Source organism: Streptococcus sp. HMSC034E12, assembly GCF_001835915.1.
GTDB classification, from domain to species: domain Bacteria; phylum Bacillota; class Bacilli; order Lactobacillales; family Streptococcaceae; genus Streptococcus; species Streptococcus vaginalis.
On sequence record NZ_KV826435.1, the window covers coordinates 1 to 10,003 of the forward strand.

Annotated in this window: 2 protein-coding genes and 3 pseudogenes; 4 read left to right on the forward strand and 1 reads right to left on the reverse strand. The window is 41.0% G+C overall.

Going from position 1 to position 10,003, the window contains the following annotated elements; translation table 11 throughout:
- Window positions 1-193: 193 nt before the first annotated feature.
- The 3 genes and pseudogenes from HMPREF2574_RS11110 to HMPREF2574_RS03860 all read left to right on the forward strand — a co-directional run.
- A pseudogene (locus HMPREF2574_RS11110) lies at window positions 194-341 on the forward strand (YSIRK-type signal peptide-containing protein); the annotation flags it as partial.
- A 371-nt stretch (window positions 342-712) separates the two neighbouring features.
- A pseudogene (locus HMPREF2574_RS03855) lies at window positions 713-4,015 on the forward strand (pullulanase); the annotation flags it as partial.
- 176 nt (window positions 4,016-4,191) lie between these two features.
- The gene (locus HMPREF2574_RS03860) at window positions 4,192-5,049 is read left to right on the forward strand and encodes a 5'-nucleotidase, lipoprotein e(P4) family (protein ID WP_024052405.1); all 858 of its coding nucleotides are present in this window, start codon (window positions 4,192-4,194) and stop codon (window positions 5,047-5,049) included.
- 44 nt (window positions 5,050-5,093) lie between these two features.
- On the opposite strand, the pseudogene HMPREF2574_RS10420 reads toward HMPREF2574_RS03860, so the two are convergent.
- Window positions 5,094-5,226, reverse strand: a pseudogene (locus HMPREF2574_RS10420) (ISL3 family transposase); the annotation flags it as partial.
- 99 nt (window positions 5,227-5,325) lie between these two features.
- Between HMPREF2574_RS10420 and HMPREF2574_RS03865 the strand changes: the two are divergent.
- Window positions 5,326-9,720 carry a PolC-type DNA polymerase III gene (locus HMPREF2574_RS03865; RefSeq protein WP_070241999.1) on the forward strand — a complete coding sequence of 1,465 codons (4,395 nt, stop codon included), beginning with the start codon at window positions 5,326-5,328 and terminating at the stop codon, window positions 9,718-9,720.
- Window positions 9,721-10,003 lie beyond the last annotated feature (283 nt).

The window sequence follows — 10,003 nt, forward strand, 5'->3', positions numbered from 1 at the left end:
GAGTAAACGTTGCACTTTTTATTGCAATTTATCAAATAAAATAGAAAACACATTTAATCTCTGTCAAAAAAACAGAGATTTTTCGTTTGAAAACCTTTACATTTTGTTGATAAATGTATATAATATCTACAGAAAACGTTTGCACTAGCCTAAAAATATTTGTGCAACTAAAAAATAAAGGAGTTTTCTTTTTATGAAGAAAGTTTATCGTTTACAATCTCGAACAGCTGAGAAGCGTCAGCATTTTGGAATCCGCAGATTAAAAGTAGGGGTAGCGTCTATTGCTATTTCTGCTAGTGTTTTTTTGGCGGGGAATGTCTTAGCGCAAGCAGAGGAAGCAAATAGTGTCGAAAACACATCTATTGAAACGGTGCAACCAACATCACCAACAAGTGAGCAGTCTGATAAAGTAGAAGTGACGAATCATCAAGCAGTCGTTTCGGAAAAGTCGGAAAATCAAGGGCAAGCAACCAACTCGCTTTCGGCAACACCTAGTGTTGCCAATTCTTCGCGTACAGCTTCAACTGAGGGAAGCTCATCAGAAAAACTTGACTTGACTCAAGCTCGCTCCATAAGAGAAAATACCCCAGCTTCAACGACGGATTCAAGTACGGAAGTTCAATCTACGGAGAAGGAAACTGCACAAGCAGCAGAAGAAAAAACGGCAACGAAGCCTATTGAGAAAGTTGTATCAGCTGCGACAGCAGCTAAAGAAGACAAAATTGAAGAGGGCAGCATTCGTCTGCATTTTAAGACACTTCCGTCGGAGAATTTAGCTAGTCTTGGCTTGTGGACCTGGGATGATGTGGAGACACCTTCCAGCCAAAAAGGTAGCTGGCCGACAGGAGCAACTAGCTTTTCAATGGCTAAAAAGGATGATTATGGCTATTATCTTGATGTCAAAATGGCACAAAAACGGAGTAAGATTAGTCTCTTAATCAATAATATAGCAGGTACAAACCTAACAGGTGACAAGACGATTGAATTGCTCAGTCCGAATATGAACGAGGTCTGGTTTGACAAGGATTACAATCCTCATACCTATGATCCTCTAAAAGAGGGCATGGTACGAATCAATTATTATCGGACAGACGGGAATTATGACAAGAAGTCTCTTTGGCTCTGGGGAGATGTGGGAAATCCTAGCAAAAATTGGCCTGACGGAGTGGATTTCGAAAAAACAGGCAAGTATGGTCGCTATGTAGATGTTCCTTTAAAAGATGCTGCAAAAGCAATTGGTTTTCTGCTTTTAGATGAAAGCAAATCAGGTGACGATGTGAAGATTCAACCGCAGGATTATAATCTGACAAATTTGAAGAAAAACAGTCAAATTTTCCTCCGAGATGTAGATCCGAATATTTATACCAATCCGTATTTTGTCAATGATATCCGCATGACAGGTGCTCAGCATGTCAGCCTGACGGAGATTGAAGCAACTTTCTCAACCCTTGAAAATGCCAAAAAGGAAGATATTCTTAAGAATCTAAAAATTACAGACAAGGACAGTAAAGAAGTGGTTGTGAAAGACATTGTGCTTGATCCCAAAACAAAGAAAGCAAAAATCATAGGAGACTTTGGACAAGCGCAAGCTCCTTATAAGGTAAAGTATGGCAACGACCAATTTAAAACCAGTATGAATTGGCAGTTGAAGGACATTCTCTACAAATATGATGGTGAATTGGGTGCGCGTGTTAGCCAAAAAGGCACGAAAGTGGATGTTACCTTTTGGTCACCAAGTGCGGATCAGGTAGATTTGGTTGTGTATGATAAAAATGATCAGAACAAAGTAGTTGGTAAGGTAGCGATGACAAAAGGAGAAGCAGGTACTTGGAAGACAACATTGACATCGCAAACAAATCTAGGAATTAAGGATTATCGCGGTTATTTATATCATTATGAAATTACGCGCGGTGATAAAAAAGTACTGGCTTTGGATCCATATGCCAAATCTTTGGCAGCTTGGAACAGCGAAGATGCCGAAAAAGGTGAGTCTTACAAGATTGCAAAGGCAGCTTTTGTTGACCCAAGTGAGCTTGGTCCGAAAAATCTGACCTATGCGAACATTCCAGGCTTCAAGAGTCGGGAGGATGCAGTTATCTACGAAGCGCATGTCCGTGATTTTACTTCTGACGCAGCCATTTCTAAGGATTTGAAGTCTCAATTTGGAACATTCTCAGCTTTCGTTGAAAAATTGGACTATTTAAAAGAACTTGGGGTTACTCATATTCAGTTGCTGCCGGTTTTAAGTTATTATTTTGTCAATGAATTGAAAAATGCCGAAAGATTGGACAAGTATGCTTCTAGCAATAGCAACTACAACTGGGGTTATGATCCACAAAACTACTTCTCCTTGACAGGAATGTATTCAACCAATCCGACAGATCCAGCTAAGCGCATTGAAGAATTTAAAAATCTTGTTCATGAAATTCACAAGCGCGGAATGGGTGTGATTATGGATGTGGTTTATAATCACACGGCAAAGACCTCTATTTTTGAAGATTTAGAGCCGAATTACTATCACTTTATGGATGCAGACGGCACTCCTAGAACTAGTTTTGGTGGCGGACGTTTGGGAACAACGCACTACATGAGCCGTCGTGTTTTGGTGGATTCTATCAAATATTTGACGAGCGAATACAAAGTGGATGGCTTCCGTTTTGATATGATGGGAGATCACGATGCAGAATCCATTCAAAAAGCGTATGAGGAGGCTAAAAAGCTCAATCCAAATCTGGTGATGCTAGGTGAGGGGTGGAAGACTTACGCTGGAGATGAAAATAAACCAGTCCAACCAGCGGATCAATCTTGGATGAAATCTACCGATACAGTCGGTGTATTCTCAGATGATATTCGAAATACCTTGAAATCTGGTTATCCGAACGAAGGAGCACCTGCCTTTATCACAGGTGGAAAACGCAATGTCGAAGATGTTTTCAAAAACATCAAAGCACAACCAACGAATTTTGAAGCAGATGATCCGGGAGATGTGATTCAGTACATTGCTGCACATGATAATCTGACCCTCTTTGATGTGATTGCTCAATCCATTAAAAAAGATCCAGCTATCGCAGCGAACAATCAAGAAATTCACCGTCGCCTGCGTTTGGGCAATCTAATGGTCCTTACTTCTCAAGGTACGCCATTCCTTCACTCTGGGCAAGAATACGGACGAACCAAGCAATTCCGTGACCCAGCTTATAAATATCCGGTTTCAGAAGACAAAGTACCAAATAAATCACACCTGCTGACCAATGCGGACGGAACACCATTTGAATATCCTTACTTTATCCACGACTCTTATGATTCGAGCGATGCGGTCAATCATTTTGACTGGACAAAGGCAACAAACGGTGACAAATTCCCTGAAAATACGAAGAGCCGCGACTATGTGAAAGGGCTGATTGCTTTGCGGAAGTCAACAGATGCCTTTACACGCAAGACCAAAGCCGAAGTCGATCAAAATGTTACTTTAATCACTCAGCCGGGTAAAGACGGGGTTGAAAAAGAGGATACAGTTCTTGGCTACCAAGTTGTGGCTTCAAATGGAGACATTTACGCTGTCTTTGTTAATGCGGATAACAAGGAGCGGAAGTTTAACTTTGGTGAAGCCTACAAGCATTTGGCAAATGCTCAAGTCGTGGCAGACGGTAATACCGCAGGGGTAACGGCTATTTCAAATCCAGCTGGTGTGGCCTTAGGAGCAGATGGGGTTACCTTAGCACCATTGACAGCGACGATTTTACGCATTCAAAAAAATAGCAAACCAAATCAAGAAAAACCAAAAGAAGAACAAAATCAAACCAAGCCTTCTACGCCGAAAGGAGAGTCTGGTCAAACAACGACTTCGTCAACACAGTCAAATACTTCAGCTAGTCAGACGCAGCAACAGCAAGCAGGAGCTGGAAAAGCAGATAAGACTTTACCGTCCACAGGGACGACAATTTCCATTGCTGGCGTGCTAGCAGGAATTGGCTTGTTGTTATCAAGTGTAGTTGTCCTTAAGAAAAAGAAATAAAGATTGAAGGTTTGTGAGCTGTAGGGATTCTAAGCTCCTTACAGCTCATTATTTTAGATGAACTTGTTAACTGTCTTTTGCAAATCTATTTTTCTCCTACATTTAGACAGATATCTTGCAACGTCTTTATGAAAGCGCTATAATGTTGATAGATTAATATTAGGAGGATTGGTTTTATGAAATCATCTAAAGCCACAATCACAATTTTCTCTGCTCTTGCTTCGGTTATTTTATTGACCAGCTGTGGAACGAAGACGACAGACAATAAGGCTGCGCAAAGTAACACATCTGACAGTAAAGTCACCATGACTTATGACCAATTGCGGTCAAGGGAAAATACCATGTCCACTCTTTGGTATCAAAAGTCAGATGAAGCTAAAGCGCTGTACCTGCAAGGTTATAATGTCGCAACGAATCGTTTGAAAGAATTGCTGCAAAAACCGACAGATAAGCCTTACTCAATCGTTCTTGACTTAGATGAAACAGTATTAGACAACAGTCCTTATCAAGTTCAAAATGTCAAAGACGGTACGGCCTTTAATCCTAAAAATTGGGATGCATGGGTGAAAAAGGCTTCAGCTAAGGCGGTTCCTGGTGCCAAAGAATTTCTCCAATATGCACATCAAAACGGTGTTCAAATCTACTATGTTTCTGACCGTGATGCGAGCCAGGTAGACGCGACAATTAAGAATTTGGAAAAGGAAGGCATTCCAGTACAAGGGAAAGACCATTTGATGTTCTTAGAAAAAGGTGTGAAATCAAAAGAAGGTCGCCGTCAGAAAGTACAAGAAACGACGAATTTGGCCATGCTTTTAGGTGATAACCTCGTTGACTTTGCGGATTTCTCAAAAACATCAGCAGAAGAACGAAGTAAGAAATTAGAAGAATTAAAGAACGAATTCGGTGAAAAGTTCATCATCTTCCCAAATCCAATGTACGGTTCATGGGAAAGCACTGTTTATAAAGGTAAAAAATTAGATGCGAAAGGCCAAACTGAAGAACGTCAAAAAGCATTAGAAGGATATAAAAAATAAAAAGGAAAACAGACTCAATGTCAACTGTAGTGGGTAACCTATCGCTAAATGCGAGAGAGAATCAGATTGGTTCTCTCTTTTTTGATGTTCAAAGCGATGAGAATTTTCGTTTTAAAATTGTCAAAGTTCCGAGAAACCAAAAGCTTAGCATTTGACGTCCTTGATGAGATGATTGGTTTATATTAAAAACAATGAGGGATATTCCTTATCTATTTTTTAATCGAAAATTCATTTGTTTTATGGTAAAATAGTTTCATTACAATACGAGGAAAAAATATGTCATCTACGTTTGAAATTTTAATGAATCAAATTGATATGCCACTTGATATGAGACAATCAAGTGCCTTTTTACATGCAGAAATTGAGCAAGTTTTAGTGCATACCGTCAGTCATGTTTGGGAATTTCAGTTTGCTTTTGGAGAAATTTTACCCATTGAGTTGTTTCAAGAATTAAAAAAACGTTTAAATGAAGAATTTTCTAAGACGGGCAACCAAGCTATTTTTGAAATTAAGGCTGCCAATCAAGATTTTACAGAGGAGCTGTTGCAGGCTTATTACAAAGAGGCTTTTACAGAAGGACCTTGTGCCAGTCAAGGCTTTCGTAGTATGTACCAACAGCTACAGGTGCATGCGGACGGCGATCAGCTCTGGATTGAGGGGCCATCCAGTATTGATACGGAGCATTTTCGAAAAACCCATTTGCCAAATTTAGCCAAGCAATTGGTGAAGTTTGGCTTTCCGCATTTTCAATGTCAGGTCAAAGCAAGTGACGCCTTAACTCAGCAACAAGTTGAGACTTTCCAAGCTGAAAAAGAAAAGATTGTGCAAGCGGCTAATGACGAGGCGCTAAAAGCTATCGAAGCACTGCAGCAAATGGCACCACCACCAGCTGAGGAAAAACCAAACTATTCTGATTTTCAAGCACGAAAAGCGGCTGCCCGACCAAAGCTGAACAAGGCAGAGATTACGCAGATGATTGACATCCAGACCGAGGAAAATCGCATTGTCTTTGAAGGTATGGTCTTTGATCTTGAGCAAAAAGTTACCCGCACAGGGCGTGTGCTGATTAACTTTAAGATGACTGATTATACTTCTAGTTTTTCCCTTCAGAAATGGTTTAAAAACGAAGAAGAAGCCAAAAAATTTGACATCATTAGGAAAAATTCTTGGTTGCGTGTGCGTGGGAATATTGAAATGAATAACTTCACGCATGACTTGACCATGAATGTCCAAGATGTGCAAGAAGTGACACATTATGAGCGGAAAGACTTGATGCCAGAAGGTGAGAAACGGATTGAATTTCACGCGCACACCAACATGTCAACCATGGATGCTCTGCCAGAAGTGGAGGAGTTGATTGCGACAGCTGCTAAATGGGGGCATAAGGCAGTTGCAATTACTGATCACGGCAATGTGCAGAGTTTTCCGCATGGCTATAAAGCTGCTAAAAAAGCAGGTATTCAGCTGATTTATGGCATGGAAGCTAATATCGTGGAAGACCGAGTTCCTATTACCTATAACGAAGTGGATATGGAGCTCAAGGAAGCCACTTATGTTGTCTTTGACGTGGAAACTACTGGTTTGTCTGCTATTTACAATGACTTGATCCAAGTAGCGGCAAGTAAGATGTACAAAGGGAATGTCATTGCTGAGTTTGACGAGTTTATCAATCCAGGTCATCCTTTGAGTGCCTTTACGACAGATTTGACGGGGATTACAGACGAGCATGTCAAAAATGCGAAGCCACTCGAGCAGGTCTTGCAAGAATTTCAAGACTTCTGTCAAGATACGGTGCTCGTTGCCCACAATGCTACCTTTGATGTGGGATTTATGAATGTCAATTATGAACGGCATGGGTTGCCACAGATCACGCAACCAGTCATTGATACCTTGGAGTTTGCCCGTAATCTCTACCCAGAATACAAGCGCCACGGTTTGGGACCATTGACTAAGCGTTTCCAAATATCGCTTGATCATCATCACATGGCTAATTATGACGCGGAAGCGACAGGACGCCTACTCTTTATTTTCATTAACGATGCGGCGGAAAAACGAGGTGTCACCAATCTTCAAAAGCTAAACACAGATTTGGTGGATGAAAACTCCTATAAAAAAGCGCGGGTCAAACACGCTACGATTTATGTAAAAAATCAAACGGGTTTGAAGAACATTTTTAAATTAGTCAGTTTGTCTAATACAAAGTATTTTGAGGGCGTACCGCGGATTCCACGAACAGTTTTGGATGCGCACCGAGAAGGCTTGATTTTAGGAACAGCCTGCTCGGAAGGAGAAGTGTTTGACGCGGTTGTTTCGCAAGGCGTTGATGCTGCAGTGGAAGTCGCAAAATACTACGATTTTATTGAAATCATGCCTCCAGCAATTTATGCACCGTTGATTGCCAAAGAGCAGGTTAAGGATGTCGAAGAGCTTCACACCATTATTAAAAATTTGATTGAAGTGGGAAATCGATTAGACAAGCCTGTTCTTGCTACAGGTGATGTGCATTATATCGAGCCTGAAGAAGAAATTTATCGAGAAATTATCGTCCGCAGTCTAGGGCAAGGGGCGATGATTAACCGTACCATTGGGCATGGTGAAAATGCTCAACCAGCTTCACTTCCAAAAGCGCATTTCCGCACAACCAATGAAATGTTGGATGAGTTTGCCTTCTTAGGTGAAGAATTAGCTCGGCAGGTGGTTATTGATAATCCAAATCAATTGGCAGCAACCTTTGAATCGATTGAGGTGGTGAAAGGTGACCTTTATACACCATTTATTGACAAATCAGAGGAAAAAGTCGCTGAGATGACTTATGCCAAAGCCTTTGAAATTTATGGAAATCCACTGCCAGATATTGTAGACCGACGAATTGAGCGGGAATTATCCTCCATTTTGGGGAATGGATTTGCCGTGATTTATCTGGCTTCGCAAATGCTGGTACAGCGCTCAAATGAACGCGGCTATTTGGTGGGTTCACGTGGTTCGGTCGGCTCTAGCTTTGTGGCGACTATGATTGGAATTACAGAAGTAAACCCTTTATCTCCTCACTATGTTTGTGGCAAATGCCAGTATTCAGAATTTATTACGGACGGTTCTTACGGTTCAGGCTTTGATATGCCAGATAAAGCTTGCCCACATTGTGGACATAAATTGAGTAAAAATGGACAAGATATTCCTTTTGAAACCTTCCTTGGTTTTGATGGTGACAAGGTACCCGATATTGATTTGAACTTTTCTGGTGAAGATCAACCCAGTGCCCACTTGGATGTCCGAGACATTTTTGGTGAAGAATACGCCTTTCGTGCGGGTACTGTTGGTACAGTTGCTGCCAAAACAGCGTATGGATTTGTGAAAGGTTATGAGCGGGATTATAATAAATTTTATCGTGATGCAGAAGTAGAACGATTAGCGCAAGGTGCAGCAGGTGTCAAACGAACGACTGGACAGCACCCAGGAGGAATCGTCGTTATTCCAAATTACATGGATGTTTATGATTTTACGCCGGTTCAATACCCAGCAGATGACTTGACTGCTGAATGGCAAACAACTCACTTTAACTTCCATGATATTGATGAAAATGTCTTAAAACTAGATGTACTCGGTCATGATGACCCGACCATGATTCGGAAATTGCAGGATTTGTCAGGTATTGACCCCAATGAAATTCCAATGGACGATCAAGAAGTGATGGCTCTCTTTTCTGGGACAGATGTTCTCGGAGTAACGCAGGAGCAGATTGGCACGCCGACTGGTATGCTGGGGATTCCTGAATTTGGAACTAATTTCGTGCGAGGTATGGTAGACGAGACTCATCCAACGACCTTTGCGGAATTGCTCCAATTGTCAGGCTTGTCTCACGGTACCGATGTATGGCTGGGCAATGCACAAGATTTGATTAAGCAGGGAATTGCTGACCTGTCCACCGTTATCGGTTGTCGGGATGACATTATGGTCTATCTGATGCACAAGGGCTTAGAACCTAAAATGGCCTTTACCATTATGGAACGGGTGCGGAAAGGCATGTGGCTCAAAATTTCTGATGAGGAAAGAAATGGCTACATCGCTGCTATGAAGGAAAATAATGTGCCTGAGTGGTACATTGAATCTTGTGGAAAGATTAAGTATATGTTTCCCAAAGCTCACGCAGCTGCCTATGTGATGATGGCCTTGCGGGTGGCCTACTTCAAGGTGCATCATCCGATTTATTACTACTGTGCTTACTTTTCTATTCGTGCCAAAGCCTTTGACATCAAAGTCATGAGTAGTGGATTAGATGCAGTGAAGCACAAGATGAACGAAATTTCTGAAAAACGCAAAAATAATGAAGCTTCTAATGTTGAAATTGACCTTTATACAACTCTAGAAATCGTCAATGAAATGCTGGAAAGAGGTTTCAAATTTGGCAAACTCAATCTGTATAAGAGTGATGCGACAGAATTTCTTATTGACGGAGATAGCTTAATTCCACCATTTTCTGCTATGGATGGTTTGGGAGACAACGTTGCAAAACAATTGGTTAAAGCGCGTGCAGAAGGAGAATTTCTTTCAAAAACCGAATTGCGCAAGCGTGGCGGCTTGTCCACTACTCTAGTCGATAAAATGGATGAAATGGGTATTCTAGGCAATATGCCAGAAGACAATCAGCTCAGTCTCTTTGATGATTTATTCTAAAACTTCTTCTTTTGATGAAAGACAGGAATTTCATCAACGGCAGCTGCCACTAGACTAGAATTTTCACTCGTTTGTTTGCAAAATATGATTGATTTTGCAGCTCTTTCATGATAAGGACTTCCTGCGAGCAGCTAGCTGTTTTTTGAAAGGTTCTACTAAAATATGCAAAGTAGAGTGGAAATTTTACTACTTGTAAAGTTTTTTACAAAATTTATAGATTACTGTTGTTCTTTGTAAGCTATTTACAAATGATAAATTGCAATAAAAAGTGCAACGTTTACTC

Bases quoted from the DNA above. Each gene is read 5' to 3' on its own strand.
- HMPREF2574_RS03860 (WP_024052405.1), top strand. From the start codon at position 4,192: ATGAAATCATCTAAAGCCACAATCACAATTTTCTCTGCTCTTGCTTCG.
- HMPREF2574_RS03865 (WP_070241999.1), top strand. From the start codon at position 5,326: ATGTCATCTACGTTTGAAATTTTAATGAATCAAATTGATATGCCACTT.